Here is a 20,800-nt window from a genome sequence, read left to right as displayed (position 1 = left end):
GGGTCGGCCCGCCCGGCTCAGTGCGCCATCGGGAGCGGCGCGTCCGACTCCGCCGGGCGGCGGACGAAGAACGCGGCCACGATCGCGACCGTCGCGATCGACGCGCCCCACAGGAACGCGGAGTGGATGCCGCCGGCGTAGGAGGCGACCTCGTCGGCTCCGCCCTGCGCGAGCTCCGCCGACCGGATCGAGAGGACGGTGACGAACAGCGCCGTGCCCGCCGCGCCGCCCAGCTGCTGCACGGTGCCGATGATCGCGCTGCCGTGCGAGTAGAGCGAGGGGCGCACCGAGCCGAGGCCGGCGGTGAACAGCGGCGTGAAGACGAAGGCGAGGCCCAGGCTGAGGGTGACGTGCAGCGAGAGGACGAACCAGGGCGACGAGTCCGCCGCGAGCAGGGTGTACCCCCACAGTGCGCCGGCGACGACGATCGAGCCGGGCACGAGCAGCACGCGCGGGCCGAAGCGGTCGTAGCCGCGGCCGACGAATGGCGCGAGCAGGCCCATCAGCAGGCCGCCGGGGAGCAGGAGCAGCCCGGTCTCCAGCGGAGTGAGGCCCAGCACGTTCTGCGTGTAGAGGGGCAGCAGGATCAGGGTGCCGAAGAGCGCCGACATGCTGACCGCCATCATCGCGATGACGATGGTGAAGTTCGCGGAGGAGAAGGTCCGGAGGTCCAGCAGGGCCCGGTCGGTGCGCTGCAGCAGCAGCTGGCGCGCGATGAAGCCCGCGAGGCCGAGACCCGCGACGACGAACGGGATCCACGGCGCGACGACCGCGGCTCCGCCCTCGCCGAGGCTCGACAGGCCGTAGACGAGGCCGCCGAAGCCGAAGACCGAGAGGACGACCGAGAGCGAGTCGATCGGGATGGAGCGGGGCTCGGTGACGTTCTCGACCTTGCGCAGGCCCAGGAGCAGCGCGCCGATCGCGATCGGCAGCACGATCCAGAACATCCAGCGCCAGCCGAGGAAGTTGAGGATGACGCCCGAGATCGTCGGTCCGACGGCCGGAGCCACCGAGATGACGATCGAGATGTTGCCCATCATCCGGCCGCGGATCGCCGGGGGCACCAGCGTCATCACGGTCGTCATCAGCAGCGGCATCATGATGGCCGTGCCGCCGGCCTGCACCACGCGGGCCGCCAGGAGGACCGCGAAGGTCGGGGCGAGCGCGGCGGTGAGCGTGCCGAGGCTGAAGAGGATCATCGCGGCGGCGAAGAGCGTGCGGGTGTGCAGCCGCTGGATCAGGTAGCCCGTGATCGGGATGACGACGGCCATCGTGAGCATGAAGGCGGTCGAGAGCCACTGGCCCACGTGCGCCTCGACGTCGAAGTCGCGCATGAGGTCGGGCAGCGCCACGCTCATGATCGTCTCGTTGAGGATCACGACGAACGCCGACACCAGCAGGAGGCTGATGACCAGGCGGCTGCGCGGCTCGAGGGTCGTGGCGGCGGCAGGTGCGGCGGGCCGTGCGGCGGGAAGGGTGCTGCGCTCGGTCACAGGTGTTCTCCGGTCGTGAGGGGGATCGGTGTGAGGGGCGCATCGACGGCTCGACTCGCGGGCGCGGATGCGGGGTACGGAGGGAGAACAGCGGCGGACGCCCCGGACATTCCCGATCGACGGGGATCCGCTGCGAGAGGTCTCAGGTGAGGACCGTGGAGAGCGCGGAGGACGCGGCCTCGGCCTCCTCGAGCGTGGCGCCCTCGCCGAAGCTGAACCGCACGGCGGTCCGGGCGACGTCGGGGTCGAGGCCGAGGGCCAGCAGCGCGGGCGAGGGCTCGTCGCGCCCGGCGGCGCACGCCGAGCCGCTCGAGACGACGACGCCGCGCTCCTCCAGCTCGAGGAGCGTCGACTCGCCGCTGCGCCCGGGGACGGCGTACGCGGCGATCGAGGGGAGCCGGTGCGCCGCGGAGCCCAGCGGCACGGCCCGGGGCGCCAGGGCCGCGACCCGCTCGGCGAACGCGTCCCGGACCGCGCCGACCCGCGCCGCGCGGTCCGGATCGAGCAGGCGCACCGCGGTGCCGAGCGCGACCGCGAAGGCCACGTTCTCGGTGCCCGAGCGCCGCTCCCGCTCCTGGCCGCCGCCGTGCAGCAGGGGCTCGAACGGGAGCCGGCTGCGCAGCAGCAGCGCCCCCACGCCCTTCGGCGCCCCGAGCTTGTGCCCCGAGACCGAGACCGCGTCGGCGCCCCAGCCCGCGACGTCCAGCCAGCCGGCGGCCTGGACGGCGTCCACATGCAGCGGCACGCCGCGCGATCGGCAGAGCGCCGCGATCGCCGGCACGTCCTGCACCGTCCCGATCTCGTTGCTCGCCGCGAGCACCGAGACCAGCGCGGTGTCCGGCCGGACCAGCGCGGCGAGCGCGTCGAGGTCGAGCAGGCCGGTCGCGTCGACGGGGGCCGTCGACACCTCGAAGCCGTGCAGGCGCCGGAGGTGGTCGGCCGACTCGACGGTCGCCTCGTGCTCGAGCGCCGAGATCACCAGGTGCCGTCCGCGCGGCGCCCCCAGCGCGAGGCCCTTGACCGCCGTGTTGATCGACTCCGTGCCGCCGGAGGTGAAGAGCGTCTCGGAGGCGCGGCCGCCGAGGAAGCGGGCCACGTGAGCGCGCGCCGCCTCCAGCGCGCGCGCCGCGGCGTCGCCGAGCGAGTGGCTGCTCGACGGGTTGCCGTACTCCGCGGTGAGGAACGGCCACATGGCCTCCAGCACCTCGCGGCGCACGGGCGAGGTCGCGGCGTGGTCGAGGTAGATCACTCGACCGCGATGTCCAGGCCGAGGTCGAGCGAGCGGACGCTGTGGGTGAGCGCGCCGACGGAGATCACGTCGACCCCCGCCTCCGCGATCGCGCGCACGGTCGAGAGGTCGACGCCGCCGCTCGCCTCGACCACGGCCCGCCCGCCGATGAGGGCGACGCCCTGGCGGAGCAGTTCGGGGGTGAAGTTGTCGAGCATGATCGTGTCCGCGCCTCCCGCCAGCGCGGGCTCGATCTGGTCGAGCCGGTCGACCTCGACCTCGAGGTGCGCCGTGTGCGGGATCGAGGCGCGCGCCGCCCGCAGGGCCGCGGTCAGGTCGATCCCGCGCGCGGCGAGCACCGCGAGGTGGTTGTCCTTCGCCAGCACCGCGTCCGAGAGCGAGAAGCGGTGGTTGCGGCCGCCACCGCTGCGGACGGCGTGCCTCTCGAGCGCGCGCAGGCCCGGCGTGGTCTTGCGGGTGTCGACGATGCGGGCGCGCGTCCCCTCCACCGCGGCGACGTACTGCGCCGTCAGGGTGGCGATGCCGCTCATCCGCTGCACGAGGTTGAGCGCGACGCGCTCGCCGCGGAGCACGCCGCCCGCGGGGCCCTCGATCCGGGCGAGGGTCTGCCCGGCCTCGAAGACCGCGCCGTCCTCCACGAGCACCGAGCAGCGGATCCGGGAGTCGACCTGCCGCATCGTGCCGACGAGGACGGCGCCGCCGCTGAAGACGCCGGGCTCGCGGGCCACGAGGGCGGCGCTCGCGGTGGCGTCCGCGGGGAGGAGGGTGTCGGAGGTCAGGTCGCCCCAGGGCGCGTCCTCCTCGAGGGCGAGGGTGACGACGCGGTCGATGCTCTGGCGGGTCAGCACGGAAGGGCCGCCTCTCTGGTGGGGGCGGCGGCGCTCGCCGTCGCGGGGTCGGGGGAGTCGGTGCGGTGGTGGGCGCCGACGGAGTGCGTGCGCGCGAGCGCGGCGTCGATGAGAGCGAGGGCGCAGGTCAGCAGGTTCGCGTCCTCGAGCGTCCTCAGTCCGAGCGGAGCGGGCGAGGCGGAGGCGACGAGCGCGCCGCGCGCCGCTGTGAGCCCCGCCGCGTCCCGGGAGAGGCCGGCTCCCGCCCACATCGCGTCCTGGAGAGCGGTGCGGTCGAGTGTCATCGGGACGACGGCGCGGGGAGGGGCGACCGGGCCGCCGCTCCAGGAGAGGGAGTCGAGGGCGAGCGCCGCGCGGCGCGCGAACACGACGCCCTCGAGCAGGCTGTTGGAGGCGAGGCGGTTCGCGCCGTGGACGCCGGTGCGGGCGACCTCGCCCACTGCGAGCAGCCCGGGGAGGCTGGTGCGCCCGTCCAGGTCGGTCGCGATCCCGCCCATCCAGTAGTGCGCGGCCGGAGTCACGGGCAGCAGGTCGTCGGCGAGCGAGAGCCCGTTCTCGCGGCAGGCCGCCGAGATCGTCGGGAACCTCTTCGCCAGCACCTCGGGGTCGATCGCCCGGGCGTCCAGGTGCACGGGCAGTCCGCACTGCAGCCGCATCCGCTCCGCGATCGCGCGCGCCACGACGTCGCGCGGCGCCAGCTCGGCCTCGGGGTGCACCCCGGCCAGGAACCGCTCGCCCGCGGCGTCGCGCAGCACCGCGCCCTCGCCGCGCACCGCCTCCGAGACGAGGAAGCCGCCCGGCAGCGCGAGCGTGGTCGGGTGGAACTGGTAGAACTCCAGGTCCGCCGTCTCCGCTCCCGCCCGCAGGGCGGCGGCGAGCCCGTCCCCGGTCGCGACGGACGGATTGGTGGTGTGCCGGTAGAGCTGCCCGGCGCCTCCGGTGGCCAGCACGACCGCGTCGGCCGTCAGGCGCTCGAGCACGCCGTCGTGCAGGACGTCGGCGCCCGTGACCGAGCCGCCCTCCCGCACCAGGTCGACCAGGGCGGCGTGCTCGCGCACCTCGACGGACGAGGCCCGCACCGCCGCCACGAGCGCGGCCTCGATCGCGGCGCCCGTCGCGTCGCCGCCGACGTGCAGGATCCGCGGACGCGAGTGGGCGCCCTCGAGTCCCCGCGCCAGCTCGCCGCCCTCGCGGTCGAAGCCGACGCCCCACTCCTGCAGCACCGCGACCGCCTCCGGCCCCTCGGCGCAGAGCACCTCGACCGCCGAGCGCACGGCGAGGCCCGCACCGGCGGTGAGCGTGTCCTCCACGTGCAGCGCCACGGAGTCGCCCGGCGCCGTGACCGCGGCGATCCCGCCCTGCGCGGCGCGCGTCGACGACTCCGCCAGCGTGCCCTTGGTGACGAGCAGCACCTCGTGGCGGTGCTGCGCCGTCAGCGCGGCGACCAGCCCGGCGATGCCGCTGCCGACGACGACGACCCGCGCCATGTCAGACCGCCGCCGGCCCGGCGGGCGGAACGGCCGCGAGCATCCGCTCGAGGGCGATGCGCGCCTCGGCCTGCACCGACTCCGCGACCTCGATCCGGTTGAGCACCGTCCCCGCGACCAGTCCCTCGAGCACCCAGGCGAGGTAGCCGGGGTGGATGCGGTACATGGTCGAGCAGGGGCAGACCACGTCGTCGAGGCAGAAGATCGTGTGCTGCGGGTACTGGACGGCGAGGCGCTGCACCAGGTTGATCTCGGTGCCGATCGCGAAGGTCGATCCCGCGGGTGCCGCCTGGATCGCCTTCACGATGTAGTCGGTCGAGCCGTACTCGTCGGCCGCGTCGACGACCGCCATCGGGCACTCCGGGTGCACGATCACGCGCACGCCCGGGTGCTCGGCGCGCGCCTTCGCGATCTGGGCCGTCGTGAAGCGCTTGTGCACCGAGCAGAAGCCGTGCCAGAGGATCACCTGTGCGTCCAGGAGCGTCGCAGTGTCGGAGCCGCCCTGCGGCTTGCGCGGGTTCCACATCGGCATCCGCTCCAGCGGCACGCCCATCGCCTTGGCGGTGTTGCGGCCGAGGTGCTGGTCGGGGAAGAACAGCACCCGCTGCCCGCGCGCGAACGCGTCCTCGAGAACGGTCGCCGCGTTCGAGGAGGTGCAGACCACGCCTCCGTTGCGGCCGCAGAACGCCTTCAGCGCGGCCGAGGAGTTCATGTACGTGACCGGGACGAGCGGCACGCGGCCGTCGGCGTCCGGCTCGGTGCCGTAGAGCTCGGTGAGCTCGGCCCACGCGTCCTCGACGGAGTCGATGTCGGCCATGTCCGCCATCGAGCAGCCGGCCGCCAGGTTCGGGAGGATCACGGCCTGCTCCGGTCCGGAGAGGATGTCGGCCGTCTCCGCCATGAAGTGCACGCCGCAGAAGACGATGGCCTCGGCGTCGGGCCGGCTCGTCGCCGCCTTCGCCAGCTGGAACGAGTCGCCCACGTAGTCGGCGTACTGCACCACCTCGTCCCGCTGGTAGAAGTGCCCGAGCACGACGACCCGCTCGCCGAGCGTCTCCTTCGCCGCGAGGATGCGGTGGTGCAGCTCGTCGGCGCTCGCCGTCGTGTACTCCTCCGGCAGACGTCCCTGGACCGGGGCGTCGGCCGGGATCGGGTCGGCCTGGGAGGCGCCGGGCCCGTAGGCGGGCAGGCCGAGGTCGAACGACCAGGGGGCCTCCGCGAGCTCGGGCGCGCAGGTGGCGCCGGGCGCGGAGCCGCCCTCGATGAGCCGGATGGTGCTGTCGACGGATGTCACGGTGTTCTCCTCGTGAGGCGGGTGGGGGAGTCGGGCGGCGCGCTCAGACGGGCAGCGGGCCGTTGTCGGCGAGCGCCGCCGACTCGTCGTAGCGGTAGAGGCGCGGGGGACGGTGGCGGGTGCCCGTCAGGCGCTCCCCGGTGGGCACCACGGTGCCGGAGCTCTCGATCGTCCGGCGGAAGTTGGCCGGGTCGAGGGGCTTCTGCAGGACGGCCTCGTGGACCTCCCGCAGCTGGGACAGGGTGAAGGCGCCGCCGAGGAAGGCCTGCGCGATGCGGGAGTACTCCATCTTGTTGCGCAGGCGCCAGAGGGCGTAGTCGACGATCAGTCCGTGGTCGAAGGCGAGCTCGAGCGGCAGATCGGTGCAGAGCCAGGCGACGTTCTCTCCCACGATGGCCTCGTCGGCCTCGGCGGAGCGCACGAGCGCCCAGTAGACGATCGACACGACGCGGTCCTCGCCGGGGGAGCGGTCGGTGCCGCCGACGGCGTAGAGCTGCTCGAGGTAGCGCGGAGCCAGGCCCGTGGTCTCGCGGAGAGTGCGGCGGGCCGACTCGGCGAGATCCTCGTCCGGATGCAGCGGTCCGCCGGGCAGTGCCCAGAGTCCCTCGAACGGCTCGCGGATGCGCCGGACGACGGGGATCCAGACGGTGCTCGCTCCGGTCTCCGGGTGCGGCCGCAGGGCGAAGATCACCGTCGACACGGCGAGCTGCACGTCCGGCATCCGATGCCCCCTACTAAGAGTCGCACCGACTGTAAGTGCTGGGATCACCTTAGTGTCACCAACACCTGAACACCTAGCGGGAGAAGCGACACGCCGCTAAGGGCCCGCCCCGCCCGCTAGGCTGACCGCACAACCGAATACCGGGCCGCAATACGCGACGCGGGAGAGCCGACTCCGGTCGGCACCGAAGGAGCAAGCCTCCCCGCCAATCTCTCAGGTCTTGTACCGCGTCGAACTGGCCACTCTGGAAAGCGATCCGCTCGGATCCGCCCATGGTGAAAGCGCTCGACCCCTCGGGGCGGCGCGAATCTCTCAGGCTCCACGACAGAGGGGGAGTTCCCACGGCACTGCTGTGCTCTGCCGCGAACGCGGCGCGAGTCCAGCACTGCGACGAAATGGAGAACTCATGTCCGAGACCCCGACGACCAGCCCCGAAGCCCGCTACTCGCCCCTGCACGAGGTGCACGTCGCCGCCGGCGCGTCCTTCACCGACTTCGCCGGGTGGCAGATGCCGGTCCGCTACTCCGGCGATCTCGCCGAGCACCACGCCGTGCGCACCGCCGCCGGCCTCTTCGACCTCTCGCACATGGCCGAGATCCTCGTCGTCGGCCCCGAGGCGGTCGACGCCCTCGACTACGCGCTGGCGAGCGACATCTCGGCCGTCGCCGCCGGCCGCGCGAAGTACACCCTCCTCCTGGAGCGCACGGGCGGCGTGATCGACGACCTCGTCGTCTACCGCACGGGCGAGGACCGCTTCATGGTCGTCGCGAACGCGGCCAACCGGCACATCGTCGTCGAGACGCTCCGCGACCGCACCGCGATGTTCGAGTGCGAGCTGTTCGACGAGAGCGACGACGTCGCCCTCATCGCGCTGCAGGGCCCGCGCTCGCTCGAGATCCTGCAGAACGTCCAGGGCCTCGCCGTCGAGACCGAGCGGGGAGCGGAGTCGGTGCTCGACACGGACGACGCCGCCCGCCTGCTCGCGGAGCTGCGCTACTACCGCGCCGTGCCCGCGACCTTCGAGGCGCACCCGATCCTGATCGCGCGCACCGGGTACACAGGCGAGGACGGCTTCGAGATCTACGTCTCGCCCGACTCCGCTCCCGCGCTCTGGCAGGCTCTCGCCGAGACCGGCTCCGGAGCGGGCCTCGTCCCCGCCGGCCTCGCCGCCCGCGACACCCTCCGCCTCGAGGCGGGCATGCCGCTCTACGGCCACGAGCTCTCCCGCGACGTCTTCCCCGCACAGGCCGGCCTCGGCCGCGTCGTCGCCTTCGGGAAGCCGATCGACTTCGTCGGCCGCGCGGCCAGCGAGGAGGGTCCCTCCGGAGAAGCTCCTGTGCTCGTCGGGCTCGTCGGCGAGGGCCGCCGCGCCGCCCGTGCCGACTACACCGTCCTCTCCGGCGACGACGAGGTCGGAGTGGTCACCAGCGGCGTCCTGTCGCCGACCCTGGGCGTCCCGATCGCGATGGCCTACGTCGCCCCCGCCTCCGCGCAGCCCGGGACGGCGCTCGCCGTCGACATCCGCGGCACGCGCCTCCCGATGACCGTCACCGAGCTCCCCTTCTACTCGAGAAAGAAGAACTGACATGGCCGTGCCCACCGAGCTGCAGTACACCTCCGACCACGAGTGGATCCGGGTCGACGGAGAGGTCGCGACCGTCGGCATCACCGCCTACGCCGCCGACAAGCTGGGCGACGTCGTCTTCGTCGAGCTCCCCGAGGCGGGAGCCCGCGTCGAGGGCGGCAGCGTCGTCGGCGAGATCGAGTCGACCAAGTCGGTGGGCGAGCTGTTCGCCCCCGTCGACGGCGAGGTCCTCGAGGCCAACACGGCCGTCGTCGACAGCCCCGAGCTCGTCAACTCCGACCCGTTCGGCGAGGGGTGGCTGATCCGGGTCCGCTTCGACGCCCTGCCCGACGGCCTCCTCGACTCGGCCGCCTACACCGAGCTGGTCGGCGAGTAGATGGCGGCCACCAGGACCCCCGGCGCCTTCGAGTCCCGCCACATCGGGACCGACGCCGACGCGCAGCGCACCATGCTCGCGGCTCTCGGCTACGACTCCGTGGAGGAGCTCGTCACCGCCGCCGTCCCCGAGTCGATCCACGTCCGCGACCTCCCGCAGGTGCTGCCCGCTCCGGCCACCGAGACGGAGGCGCTCGCCGAGCTGCGCGCCCTCGCCGCGAGGAACACGGTGCGTCGGCCGATGATCGGCCTCGGCTACTACGGCACGCACACCCCCGCCGTGATCAAGCGCAACGTGCTCGAGAACCCCAGCTGGTACACGGCCTACACCCCGTACCAGCCCGAGATCTCGCAGGGGCGCCTGGAGGCGCTGATCAACTTCCAGACGATGGTCTCCGACCTCACCGGCCTCGACACGGCCGGCGCGTCGATGCTCGACGAGGGCACGGCCGTCGTCGAGGCGATGCTGCTCGCGCGCCGCGCCTCGAAGGCGCGCACCGACGTCTTCGTCGTCGACTCCGACGCTCTCCCGCAGACCCTCGCGCTGCTGCGCGGCCGGGCGGAGGCCGTCGGCATCCGCATCGTCGAGCTCCCGCTCTCGCGCACCGCCGCGGAGGAGGTGCCGGAGTGCTTCGGCGCCCTCGTGCAGTACCCCGGCGCGTCCGGGCACCTCTGGGACCCGTCGGCGGTGCTCGCCGCGGTGAAGGCCCACGGCGGCCTGGCCGTCGTCGCCGCCGACCTGCTCGCGCTGACCCTGGTGCGCTCGCCGGGCGAGCTCGGCGCGGACGTCGCGGTCGGCACCACGCAGCGCTTCGGCGTCCCGCTGGGCTTCGGAGGACCGCACGCCGGCTACCTCGCCGTCCGCAAGGGACTCGAGCGCCAGCTGCCCGGCCGCCTCGTCGGCGTCAGCCAGGACGCGGACGGCCACCCCGCCTACCGCCTGTCCCTCCAGGCCCGCGAGCAGCACATCCGCCGCGAGAAGGCGACCTCGAACATCTGCACCGCGCAGGTCCTCCTGGCGGTCATGGCGGCGATGTACGCGGTCTACCACGGGCCGGACGGGCTCGCCGCGATCGCCGAGCGCGTGCACGGCCGGGCCGCGCTCCTCGCGCGCCTCCTCCTCGACCGGGGCCACTCCCTCCGGCACGCCGACTTCTTCGACACCGTCTCGGTCGTCGTGCCCGGCGGTGCGGAGGCGGCGGTCGCCCGCGCCCGCGAGGCCGGCTTCGACGTGCGCCTGGTCGACGCCGACACGGTCTCGGTGTCGATCGACGAGACGGTCACCGACCTCGAGGTGATCACCGTCGCGTCCGCCGTCGGGCAGCTGGACTCGTCGTTCGGCTTCCTCGGCGGCTCCGCGCGGAGCATCCCCGCCGAGCTCGACCGCCGCACGCCCTTCCTCGTGCACCCGGTCTTCAGCAGCCACCACAGCGAGACCTCGATGATGCGCTACCTCAAGCGCCTCGCCGACTCGGACTACGCGCTGGACCGCGGCATGATCCCGCTCGGCTCCTGCACCATGAAGCTCAACGCCGCCACCGAGATGGATGCGGTCAGCTGGCCCGAGTTCGCGGACCTGCACCCGTTCGCCCCCGAGGCGGACGTGCAGGGCTCGCTGGCGCTGATCGACCAGCTGGAGGGGTGGCTCGCCCACCTCACCGGCTACGACTCCGTGTCGCTCCAGCCCAACGCCGGCTCGCAGGGCGAGCTCGCGGGCCTGCTGGCGATCCGCGGCTGGCACAGGTCGAACGGCGACGAGGACCGCACGGTCTGCCTGATCCCCTCGAGCGCCCACGGCACCAACGCCGCGAGCGCGGTCCTCGCCGGCATGCGCGTCGTCGTCGTGGCCTGCGACGAGCTCGGCAACGTCGACCTGGACGACCTCCGGGCGAAGATCGCCGAGCACGCGGGCTCCCTCGCCGCGCTGATGATCACCTACCCGTCGACCCACGGCGTCTACGAGCACGAGGTCGCCGAGATCTGCCGCCTCGTCCACGAGGCCGGCGGACAGGTGTACGTGGACGGCGCGAACCTCAACGCGCTTCTGGGCTTCGCCCGCTTCGGAGACTTCGGCGGCGACGTCTCGCACCTCAACCTGCACAAGACGTTCTGCATCCCGCACGGCGGAGGCGGTCCCGGCGTCGGTCCCGTCGCCGCGAAGGCGCACCTCGCGCCGTTCCTGCCCGGTCACCCGCTCGCGCAGCGGCTCGAGCACGGCGTGGGCACGCAGGGCGAGCGGATCGTCCACGGCGGCGCACCGGTGTCGGCAGCGCCCTACGGCAGCCCCGGCATCCTGCCGATCTCGTGGGCGTACGCCCGGATGATGGGCGAGGAGGGCCTGCGGGCCGCGACCGGGGCGGCCGTCCTCTCGGCCAACTACGTCGCCGCGCGCCTCCGCGAGCACTACCCGGTGCTCTACACGGGGGACAACGGGCTCGTCGCCCACGAGTGCATCCTCGACATCCGTCCGCTGACGGCGGCGACCGGAGTGACCGTGGACGACGTCGCCAAGCGCCTCGTCGACTACGGCTTCCACGCCCCGACCATGAGCTTCCCCGTCGCCGGGACCCTGATGGTCGAGCCGACGGAGAGCGAGGACCTCGCCGAGATCGACCGCTTCATCGACGCGATGATCGGGATCCGGGCCGAGGCCGACCGCGTCGGCGCGGGGGAGTGGCCGGTGGACGACAACCCGCTGCGTGGCGCCCCGCACACCGCCGAGTGCCTGACGGCCGAGGAGTGGACGCACCCGTACAGCCGCGAGGAGGCCGTCTACCCGGTCCGCTCGCTGGTGCGCGGCAAGTACTGGCCGCCGGTCCGCCGGATCGACCAGGCCTACGGCGACCGCAACCTCGTCTGCGCCTGCCCGCCCATCGAGGCCTTCGCCTGATCCGCCCGCACGCGCTCGTCCGCAACCGAGGGTGAGAGAGCAGGAACGGAGCCTCGAGCCTGTCCTGTCATCTCCCACCCTCGGCTGCGGATACCGGCGGTCCCGCACAGGCGCGGAGTGGGTCGCAGTCCTCCCGATCCGGGGGGAACGGCGCACGGCGATCCCGATGCACGAGGGAGCCCGACCGTGGGGAACGCGTGGTGGAGGTGCTGGCAGGGCTCGACGGAGTCGCGACGAGCGAGCGGCTCCATCGTGCGGGTGTCACGCCCCGGCTCCTGAGAGCCGCCGTCGAGCGCGGCGCGGTCCTGCGGCTCCTCGGATGCGATCAGTCCGTCGTCACGGCCGCGGAGCCGGCGGCGCGAACAGCTCGGGCCAGAGGGCGACGGCCAGCGGGTACCCGACGAACGAGACGATGTCGATGATCGAGTGGGCGATCACCAGGGGCAGGGTGCGGCCGAAGCGCTGGTAGAACAGTCCGAACACCAGGCCCATGACCACGTTCCCGATGAAGGGCCCGATGCCCTGGTACAGGTGGTAGCTGCCCCGGAGCAGCGCACTGGTCACCAGGATCCGCCACCGCCCCCAGCCCAGATCGCCCAGGCGGGCGAAGAGGTACCCGATCACGACGACCTCCTCCTGCACTCCCGCCCGGATCGCGGAGAGCACGAGCACGGGCACCGTCCACCAGTACGCGTCCAGCGGCGAGGCCACCACCGCCACGGTGATGCCCAGCGCGCGTCCGACGGCGTACAGCGCGATGCCCGGCGCGCCGATCGCCACCGCGAGGACGGTCCCGGTCCCCAGGTCCGCGAACGGCCGGCGCAGGTCGAGCCCCAGGCGCCCGAGCGGACGGCCCGAGCTCTGCCAGAGCAGGAACGCGCAGAGGGCCACCGGCACCAGGTCGAAGAAGAGCGCGAGCAGCTGGTAGACGAGGTCGAAGCCCGGGCGGTCGCTGAGGGCGCCGTTGATCGTCGCGGTCTGGTCGGCCAGTGCGGTCGAGCGGGTGAGCCGGTTGGCGATGGAGACCACCGAGTAGACCGCGGAGGCGCCCAGCGAGAGCCCGAGGACCAGCAGGATCTCGATGCGGATCCGGCGCCGTCCGGGCGCGGATCCTGACAGGTCGGTGGACACTCCGTGCGTCTCCTCTGAAGTCGATGTGTTGCGCGACGGCCGCCCGGTACGCACGTTTCGTGCAGAACAGCGCAAGGATTCCACCTCCCGGTTACCGCTGTGTAACGGTTGCCACATGCTTTTGTGCAGATAGCGGGCGAATACATAGTCTCGTTGAAGGCATCCGCGCGACGGCCACCAGTCTCGTGCGCCGCCGCCGTCGCCACGCGCACGGCACTCCACGCGTCAGGGAAACCACTTCTCGCGCGCCCCCACATCACTGGAGGAATAGTGAACATCAGACGTTACGGATTCGGGGCTCTGGCGCTCGTCGCCGCGAGCACGCTGGTCCTGGCCGGCTGCAGCAGCTCGAACGACTCGGGCGGAGGTGCATCGGGAGGCGACGCCGCCGCGATCATCTCCACGAACGGCTCCGAGCCGCAGAACCCGCTGATCCCGACGAACACCAACGAGGTGGGCGGCGGCAAGATCCTCGACGAGATCTTCGCGGGCCTGGTCTACTACGACGCCAAGGGCGCCCCCGAGAACGACGTCGCCGAGTCCATCGAGTCGGACGACGCGCAGAACTACACGATCAAAATCAAGTCGGGTCTGACCTTCACGAACGGCGACCCGGTCACCTCCACCTCGTTCATCGACGCCTGGAACTACGGCGCCAAGCTGTCGAACAACCAGCTCAGCGCGTCGTTCTTCTCGAACTTCGAGGGCTTCAGCGACACCGAGGACAGCGAGCTCACCGGCCTCAAGGCCGTGGACGACACCACCTTCACCGTCGCTCTCAAGTCCCCGCAGTCGGACTTCCCGATCAGCCTCGGCTACTCGGCGTACTACCCGCTGCCCGCCGCCGCGTTCGACGACATGGCCGCCTTCGGTGAGAACCCGATCGGCAACGGCCCGTACAAGCTCGACGGCGACGACGCGTGGCAGCACGACGTCCAGATCGAGCTCGTCAAGAACGACGAGTACACCGGCCCCCGCGAGGCCCAGAACGGCGGCCTGAAGATCGTCTTCTACGCCACCCAGGACGCCTCCTACGCCGACCTCCTCGGCGGCAACGTCGACGTGATCGACCAGATCCCGGACTCCGCCTTCGGCACCTTCGAGAGCGACCTCGGCGACCGCGCCGTGAACCAGCCCTCGGCCGTGTTCCAGTCCTTCACCATCCCGGGCCGTCTCCCGCACTTCGACGGCGAGGAGGGCCAGCTCCGCCGCCAGGCGATCTCGATGTCCTTCGACCGCAAGGAGATCACCGACGTGATCTTCGAGGGCACCCGCACCCCGGCCTCCGACTTCACCTCCCCGGTGATCGACGGCTACAGCGACGCCCTCTCCGGCGCCGACGTGCTCGAGTACAACCCCGACGAGGCCAAGGCGCTGTGGGCTCAGGCCGACGCGATCAGCCCCTGGGACGGCACCTTCAAGATCGCCTACAACGCCGACGGCGGCCACCAGGGCTGGGTCGACGCGGTGACCAACTCGATCAAGAACACGCTGGGCATCGACGCCGAGGGCGACGCGTACCCGACCTTCGCCGAGGCGCGCACCAAGATCGTCGACCGCTCGATCGAGACCGCGTTCCGGACCGGATGGCAGGCCGACTACCCGAGCCTCTACAACTTCCTCGGACCGCTCTACGTGACCGGCGCCTCGTCCAACGACGGCGACTACTCGAACCCCGAGTTCGACACCCTGCTCCAGCAGGGCCTGTCGGACGCCGACGCCGACGCTGCGAACAAGACGTTCCAGCAGGCCCAGGAGATCCTCCTGAAGGACCTCCCGTCGCTGCCCCTGTGGTACGCGAACGTGACCGGCGGCTACGGCGAGGGCGTGTCGAACGTCGAGCTCGGCTGGAACTCGGTGCCGCTCTACTACGAGATCACCAAGAACTAAGCTCGAACCACTGGGGCGCTTCGCCCGTGCCGTCGGCCACCAGGTCACGGCACGGGCGGAGCGCCCTGTTTCGGTCACAATCGAATGAGGTCCCCATCCATGCGACTCCGGAACCGGCTGGGCTGACATGCTCGCCTACATCGTCCGACGCATCCTGCAAGCCGTCCCCGTGCTCATCGGCACCACGTTCCTCATCTACTTCATGGTCTTCTCCATGCCGGGGAACCCGCTCCTGTCGCTCTTCGGCGACAAGACGCCGAGCCCCGCACTCCTCGCCCGCCTCGAGGAGCAGTACCACCTGAACGAGCCCTTCTTCGTCCAGTACCTGTACTACCTGGGAGGCGTCGTCCGCGGCGACTTCGGCATCTCGTTCTCCGGCCAGTCCGTCAACGAGATCCTCGCCCGCACCTTCCCGGTCACACTGACGCTCGCCATGATGGCGATCGTCATCGAGATCGTCGTCGCGCTGACCATCGGCCTCATCAGCGGTCTGCGCAAGGGCAGCTTCTTCGACGCGAGCGCCCTGGTCGTCAGCCTCCTGCTCGTGTCGGTGCCGATCTTCGTGCTCTGCTTCATCGCGCAGTCCTTCTTCGCGATCCAGCTGGGATGGTTCCCTCCGACCGTCGGAGCCGACGCGTCGTTCCAGAGGCTGCTGCTGCCCGCGATCGTGCTCGCCCTGTTCGTGGTCGCGTCGGCCATCCGCCTCACGCGCGGCTCGGTCATCGAGACGGCCGGCTCGGACTTCGTCCGCACCGCGTACAGCAAGGGGCTCTCGCGACGCCGCGTCATCCCCGTGCACGTCCTGCGCAACTCGCTCATCCCGGTCACGACGCAGTTCGGAGCCGACTTCGGCCTCCTGATCGTCGGCGCGACCGTGACCGAGGGCATCTTCAACGTTCCCGGAGTCGGGAACACGCTCTATCAGGCGATCATCCGAGGTGAGCGGCCGACCGTCGTCTCCTTCGTCACGGTCATGGTGCTGTTCTACCTCGTGGTGAACATCCTCGTCGACCTGCTCTACGCCGTACTCGACCCGAGGATCCGCTATGCCAAATGAGTCCACCGGCGGCGCGCAGAAGGCCCGCCGCATCGACCACTTCGTGGCCCCGCTCGAGGAGACGCCGATCGCGTCGGTCGACGCCGTCAGCCTCGACGAGAAGCCCAGCAACCTCTGGACCGACGCGTGGCGCGACCTGCGCAAGCGGCCCATGTTCTGGATCTCGGGCGTCCTGATCCTCGTCATCATCGCCGTCGCGCTGTTCCCGGGCCTGTTCACCTCGGTGGACCCCCGCCAGTGCGCGCTCTCGTTCAGCAACCAGGGCCCCGGCGACGGCAGCCTGCTCGGCTACACCAAGCAGGGGTGCGACGTCTTCTCGCGGATCATCCACGGCACGTCCACGTCGCTGACCGTCGGCCTCATCGTGATCGTGATCACGACGGTCTCCGGCGTCATCGGCGGCGCTCTGGCCGGCTTCTTCGGCGGCTGGGTCGACACCGTGATCATGCGCCTCGGCGACATCTTCTTCTCGATCCCCTACATCCTCGCCGCGGTCGTCATCATGTCCGTCTTCTCGGCCTACCGGAACGTGTTCGTCATCGCCCTGGCGATCGGCGCGTTCGCCTGGCCGACGACGGCGCGCGTCCTGCGCTCCGAGGTCCTCCGCGTGAAGCAGGCCGACTTCGTCGGCGCCGCCACCGCGACCGGCCTCTCCCGCATGGCGATCCTGTTCCGGCACGTGCTGCCGAACTCGATCGCTCCCGTCATCGTCGTCACGACGATCTCGCTCGGCGCGGCCATCACCGCGGAGGCGACGCTGTCGTTCCTCGGCGTCGGCCTGCCCGGCTCGGTCATGTCGTGGGGCAACGACATCAGCCAGGCCCAGCGCGATCTGCGCACCAACCCGCAGACGCTGATCTACCCGTCGATCGCCCTGACGGTCACGGTGCTGAGCTTCATCCTCCTCGGCGAATCGCTCCGCGACGCGCTCGACCCGAAGGCGAGGGCCCTCCGATGACCGCCACGACACCGAACGCACCGCACGGGCCGCTGCTCGAGGTCACCGACCTCGAGGTCGGCTTCCAGACCGGCAGCGGACTGGTCCCCGCCCTCCGCGGCGTGAGCCTCACGATCGAGCACGGCCAGACCGTCGCGATCGTGGGGGAGTCGGGCTCCGGCAAGTCGACGACCGCCGCCGCGATCATCGGCCTGCTCCCCGGCACCGGCCAGGTCACCGCCGGCTCCGTGCTGTTCGACGGCAAGGACCTCGCGAAGGCGACGAGGACCGAGCTCGAGGACATCCGCGGCCGCCGGATCGGCTACGTCCCGCAGGACCCGATGTCGAACCTGAACCCCGTGTGGTCGGTCGGCTTCCAGGTCGAGGAGACCATCAAGGCCAACGGCCTCGCGACCGGTCGCAAGGAGGTGCGCGCCAAGGCGATCGAGGTCCTGCAGAACGCGGGCCTCGCCGACGCGGAGAAGCGCCTCAAGCAGTTCCCGCACCAGTTCTCGGGCGGCATGCGCCAGCGCGTGCTGATCGGCATCGGCCTGGCCGCGGCTCCCCAGCTGCTGATCGCCGACGAGCCCACCTCGGCGCTCGACGTCACGGTCCAGCGCCGGATCCTCGACCACCTCGAGACTCTGACGAAGACCGACGGCACCGCGCTGCTCTTCATCACGCACGACCTGGGCCTCGCCGCCGAGCGCGCCGAGAAGCTCATCGTCATGTACAAGGGCCGCATCGTCGAGTCCGGCGCCTCGGTGGAGGTGCTGCAGAACCCGCAGCACCCCTACACGCAGCGCCTGATCGCGGCGGCGCCCAGCCTCGCGTCGCGCCGCATCCAGTCGACGGCCGGCCGGGCCGTGGAGTCGGTCTCCGGCGAGTCGGAGGCCGTGCGCGAGGTCGACCTGCTCGGCGCGGGCGCCGCGCACCACGCCGGCGCGGTCGCCTCGGGCGCCCCGATGATCGAGGTCGACGGCCTCACGAAGGTCTTCAAGATCCGCCGCGGCGGCCTGAAGGCCGAGGACTTCACCGCCGTCGACAACGTGTCGTTCTCGATCCCGAAGGGCACCACCACGGCGCTCGTGGGCGAGTCCGGATCGGGCAAGTCGACGATCGCCCGCCTGGTGCTGGGCCTCGAGACGGCGACGTCCGGAGCGATCTCGATCGCCGGTCGCCGGACAGAGAAGCTCAAGGGCCGCGACATGCTGGCGCTCCGGCGCTCCATGCAGCCGGTGTTCCAGGACCCGTACGGCTCGCTCGACCCGCTGCACAACATCGGCAACACCATCTCGGAGCCGCTGCGGGTGCACAAGGTCGGCGACCGGACGTCGCAGCGCGAGCGCGTCCTCGAGCTGCTCGACCAGGTGTCCCTCCCGCGCGTGATCGCGAGCCGGTACCCGAACGAGCTCTCCGGCGGCCAGCGCCAGCGCGTGGCGATCGCCCGCGCACTCGCGCTGAAGCCGGAGATCGTGGTGCTCGACGAGGCCGTGTCGGCTCTGGACGTCCTCGTCCAGGCGCAGATCCTCCGCCTCCTCGCCGACCTGCAGGCCGAGCTCGGGCTGACCTACCTGTTCATCACGCACGACCTGGCGGTGGTCCGCGTGATCGCCGACGACGTCTGCGTGATGCAGAAGGGCAGGATCGTCGAGCACGCCCCGACGGACACCGTGTTCGACTCGCCGCAGCAGGAGTACACCCGCGAGCTGCTCGACGCCATCCCCGGCGCCGGCATCGAGTTCGCGGTCTGACCGACCGTCACCTGGGCCCCGGCCCCGCCTGGAGCGCTCCTCGGAGCCCTCCGGAGCGGGGATCCGGGGCCCTTCGCCGTGCGGACGCCTCGCTGCGGTACGATGGATGGTCCCCCTTTTGCACGAGAACACGAGACGAGTCCGTATCCATGGCAAGTGCCACCCGCTCCGACCTGCGCAACGTCGCGATCGTCGCCCACGTCGACCATGGCAAGACCACGCTGGTCGACGCCATGCTCAAGCAGACGAACTCCTTCGACGCGCACGCCCACGTGGACGAGCGCGCGATGGACTCCAACGAGCTCGAGCGCGAGAAGGGCATCACGATCCTCGCGAAGAACACCGCTGTCTCGTACAGCGGCAAGCACGCGAGCGACGGTCCCATCACCATCAACGTCATCGACACCCCGGGCCACGCCGACTTCGGCGGCGAGGTCGAGCGCGGCCTGTCGATGGTCGACGGCGTCTGCCTCCTCGTCGACGCGTCCGAGGGCCCGCTGCCCCAGACCCGCTTCGTGCTGCGCAAGGCGCTCGAGGCGAAGCTCCCCGTCATCCTCCTGGTCAACAAGACCGACCGCCCCGACGCGCGCATCGACGAGGTCGTCGCCGAGAGCCAGGACCTGCTCCTCGGCCTCGCCTCGGACATGGCCGACGACGTGCCGGACCTCGACCTCGACGCGATCCTCGACGTCCCCGTGGTCTACGCCTCCGGCAAGGCCGGTCGCGCCTCGGCGAACAAGCCCGAGGACGGCACGCTGCCGGACGCCGAGGACCTGGAGCCGCTGTTCGAGGCGATCCTCAAGCACATCCCCGCGCCGACCTACGACGACGACGCGCCCCTCCAGGCCCACGTCACCAACCTCGACGCGTCGCCGTTCCTCGGCCGCCTCGCCCTCCTCCGCGTCTTCAACGGCACGATCAAGAAGGGGCAGACGGTCGCCTGGGTCCACCACGACGGCACCCACACCAACGCGCGCATCACCGAGCTGCTGATCACCAGGGCGCTCGACCGCTACCCGGCCGAGTCCGCGGGCCCCGGCGACATCGTCGCGATCGCGGGCTTCCCCGAGATCACCATCGGCGAGACCATCGCCGACCCCGAGGACATCCGCCCGCTGCCGGCCATCACGGTCGACGACCCGGCGATCTCGATGACGATCGGCACCAACACCTCGCCGCTCGTCGGCAAGGTCAAGGGCCACAAGCTCACGGCGCGCATGGTCAAGGACCGCCTCGACCGCGAGCTCATCGGAAACGTGTCGCTCAAGATCGTCGACATCGGACGCCCCGACTCGTGGGAGGTCCAGGGCCGCGGCGAGCTCGCGCTGGCCATCCTCGTCGAGCAGATGCGCCGCGAGGGCTACGAGCTGACCGTCGGCAAGCCCCAGGTGGTCACCCGCCAGGTCGACGGCAAGACGCACGAGCCCTTCGAGCACCTGACGATCGACGCTCCGGAGGAGTACCTCGGCGCGATCACGCAGCTCCTCGCCGCCCGCAAGGGCCGCATGGACGGCATGTCGAACCACGGCACCGGCTGGGTCCGCATGGAGTTCATCGTCCCGTCGCGCGGCCTGATCGGCTTCCGCACCGAGTTCCTCACCACCACCCGCGGCACCGGCATCGCGAACGCGATCCTGCACGGCTACGAGCCGTGGGCCGGCGCGATCGTCACCCGCAACAACGGGTCGATCGTCGCGGACCGCAACGGCGTCGTGACCCCGTTCGCCATCATCGCGCTCCAGGAGCGGATGACCTTCTTCGTGAACCCCACCGAGGAGGTCTACGAGGGCATGGTGATCGGCGAGAACTCGCGCAACGACGACATGGACGTCAACATCACCAAGGAGAAGAAGCTGACCAACATGCGTCAGTCCACCTCCGACACCTTCGAGTCGATGACGCCGTCGCGTCAGCTGACGCTCGAGGAGTGCCTCGAGTTCGCCCGCGAGGACGAGTGCGTCGAGGTCACCCCCGAGGTCGTCCGCATCCGCAAGGTGGAGCTCGATGCGAACGCCCGCGCGCGCATGACGAGCCGCCTCAAGAAGCAGGGCTGAGCCCCGGGCGCCTCGGCGCCCGCCCACGACGAGAC

At 71.4% G+C, this 20,800-nt stretch carries 15 protein-coding genes and 1 riboswitch; of the genes, 8 read left to right on the top strand and 7 right to left on the bottom strand.

The genetic code is table 11. The features are described 5' to 3' along the window. Positions 1–17: 17 nt before the first annotated feature. The 6 genes from C5C63_RS00930 to C5C63_RS00905 form a co-directional block, all read right to left on the bottom strand. A complete protein-coding gene (locus C5C63_RS00930) occupies positions 18–1,493 on the bottom strand; it encodes a DHA2 family efflux MFS transporter permease subunit (protein ID WP_104222964.1) in 1,476 nt (491 codons plus the stop codon). Positions 1,494–1,635: 142 nt separating this feature from the next. Next, positions 1,636–2,742: a cysteine desulfurase family protein gene (locus C5C63_RS00925; RefSeq protein ID WP_104325341.1), complete on the bottom strand. Its 1,107-nt coding sequence runs from the start codon at positions 2,740–2,742 to the stop codon at positions 1,636–1,638. Further along, positions 2,739–3,590, bottom strand: coding sequence for a carboxylating nicotinate-nucleotide diphosphorylase (gene nadC, locus C5C63_RS00920; protein ID WP_104266935.1), 852 nt, complete (start codon positions 3,588–3,590; stop codon positions 2,739–2,741). Before nadC ends, C5C63_RS00925 begins: the two co-directional genes overlap by 4 nt. After that, entirely contained in the window at positions 3,584–5,077 is a 1,494-nt protein-coding gene (gene nadB / locus C5C63_RS00915; protein WP_104325340.1) for an L-aspartate oxidase, read from the bottom strand. The genes nadC and nadB overlap by 7 nt, the downstream gene beginning before the upstream one ends. Before the next feature lies 1 nt (position 5,078). Further along, a complete protein-coding gene (gene nadA, locus C5C63_RS00910) occupies positions 5,079–6,371 on the bottom strand; it encodes a quinolinate synthase NadA (protein WP_104222968.1) in 1,293 nt (430 codons plus the stop codon). Between the two features lie 43 nt (positions 6,372–6,414). Continuing rightward, positions 6,415–7,092: an NUDIX domain-containing protein gene (locus C5C63_RS00905; RefSeq protein WP_104291543.1), complete on the bottom strand. Its 678-nt coding sequence runs from the start codon at positions 7,090–7,092 to the stop codon at positions 6,415–6,417. Between the two features lie 150 nt (positions 7,093–7,242). Further along, a riboswitch (glycine riboswitch) is annotated at positions 7,243–7,330 on the top strand. 168 nt (positions 7,331–7,498) lie between these two features. Between C5C63_RS00905 and gcvT the strand changes: the two genes are divergently transcribed. Genes gcvT through gcvP form a run of 3 tightly spaced genes read left to right on the top strand, consistent with a single transcriptional unit; the run spans position 7,499 to position 11,942 of the window. After that, on the top strand, positions 7,499–8,677 hold the full coding sequence (gcvT, locus tag C5C63_RS00900) for a glycine cleavage system aminomethyltransferase GcvT (protein WP_104325339.1): 1,179 nt from the start codon (positions 7,499–7,501) through the stop codon (positions 8,675–8,677). A 1-nt stretch (position 8,678) separates the two neighbouring features. Further along, the gene (gene gcvH / locus C5C63_RS00895; RefSeq protein WP_104237541.1) at positions 8,679–9,053 is read left to right on the top strand and encodes a glycine cleavage system protein GcvH; all 375 of its coding nucleotides are present in this window, start codon (positions 8,679–8,681) and stop codon (positions 9,051–9,053) included. Continuing rightward, positions 9,054–11,942, top strand: coding sequence for an aminomethyl-transferring glycine dehydrogenase (gene gcvP, locus C5C63_RS00890; RefSeq protein WP_104325338.1), 2,889 nt, complete (start codon positions 9,054–9,056; stop codon positions 11,940–11,942). A 336-nt stretch (positions 11,943–12,278) separates the two neighbouring features. Here gcvP and C5C63_RS00885 read toward each other — a convergent pair whose 3' ends face one another. Continuing rightward, positions 12,279–13,073: a CPBP family intramembrane glutamic endopeptidase gene (locus tag C5C63_RS00885; RefSeq protein WP_258065360.1), complete on the bottom strand. Its 795-nt coding sequence runs from the start codon at positions 13,071–13,073 to the stop codon at positions 12,279–12,281. Between the two features lie 270 nt (positions 13,074–13,343). Here C5C63_RS00885 and C5C63_RS00880 point away from each other — a divergent pair, with 270 nt between their 5' ends. The 5 genes from C5C63_RS00880 (at position 13,344) to typA (ending at position 20,765) form a co-directional block, all read left to right on the top strand. Further along, positions 13,344–14,963, top strand: coding sequence for an ABC transporter substrate-binding protein (locus tag C5C63_RS00880; RefSeq protein WP_104325337.1), 1,620 nt, complete (start codon positions 13,344–13,346; stop codon positions 14,961–14,963). 127 nt (positions 14,964–15,090) lie between these two features. Beyond that, positions 15,091–16,020, top strand: coding sequence for an ABC transporter permease (locus C5C63_RS00875; protein WP_104222975.1), 930 nt, complete (start codon positions 15,091–15,093; stop codon positions 16,018–16,020). Then, positions 16,010–16,978, top strand: a complete 969-nt coding sequence (locus C5C63_RS00870; protein WP_104222976.1) for an ABC transporter permease — start codon at positions 16,010–16,012, stop codon at positions 16,976–16,978. The genes C5C63_RS00875 and C5C63_RS00870 overlap by 11 nt, the downstream gene beginning before the upstream one ends. Then, a complete protein-coding gene (locus C5C63_RS00865) occupies positions 16,975–18,711 on the top strand; it encodes an ABC transporter ATP-binding protein (protein ID WP_104325336.1) in 1,737 nt (578 codons plus the stop codon). The genes C5C63_RS00870 and C5C63_RS00865 overlap by 4 nt, the downstream gene beginning before the upstream one ends. A 149-nt stretch (positions 18,712–18,860) precedes the next feature. After that, positions 18,861–20,765, top strand: a complete 1,905-nt coding sequence (gene typA / locus C5C63_RS00860; RefSeq protein WP_104225544.1) for a translational GTPase TypA — start codon at positions 18,861–18,863, stop codon at positions 20,763–20,765. The last annotated feature ends 35 nt before the right edge of the window (positions 20,766–20,800 follow it).

The organism is Rathayibacter sp. AY1B8, assembly GCF_002932775.1.
Lineage (GTDB): Bacteria > Actinomycetota > Actinomycetes > Actinomycetales > Microbacteriaceae > Rathayibacter.
The sequence above is the reverse complement of the archived record's forward strand: the minus strand, read 5'-3'. Positions and strand labels throughout refer to the sequence as shown.

Coding starts and splice junctions, on each gene's coding strand:
- nadB (WP_104325340.1), bottom strand. CDS start 5,077: ATGGCGCGGGTCGTCGTCGTCGGCAGCGGCATCGCCGGGCTGGTCGCC.
- C5C63_RS00905 (WP_104291543.1), bottom strand. CDS start 7,092: ATGCCGGACGTGCAGCTCGCCGTGTCGACGGTGATCTTCGCCCTGCGG.
- gcvH (WP_104237541.1), top strand. CDS start 8,679: ATGGCCGTGCCCACCGAGCTGCAGTACACCTCCGACCACGAGTGGATC.
- gcvP (WP_104325338.1), top strand. CDS start 9,054: ATGGCGGCCACCAGGACCCCCGGCGCCTTCGAGTCCCGCCACATCGGG.
- C5C63_RS00865 (WP_104325336.1), top strand. CDS start 16,975: ATGACCGCCACGACACCGAACGCACCGCACGGGCCGCTGCTCGAGGTC.
- C5C63_RS00875 (WP_104222975.1), top strand. CDS start 15,091: ATGCTCGCCTACATCGTCCGACGCATCCTGCAAGCCGTCCCCGTGCTC.
- C5C63_RS00870 (WP_104222976.1), top strand. CDS start 16,010: ATGCCAAATGAGTCCACCGGCGGCGCGCAGAAGGCCCGCCGCATCGAC.
- gcvT (WP_104325339.1), top strand. CDS start 7,499: ATGTCCGAGACCCCGACGACCAGCCCCGAAGCCCGCTACTCGCCCCTG.
- typA (WP_104225544.1), top strand. CDS start 18,861: ATGGCAAGTGCCACCCGCTCCGACCTGCGCAACGTCGCGATCGTCGCC.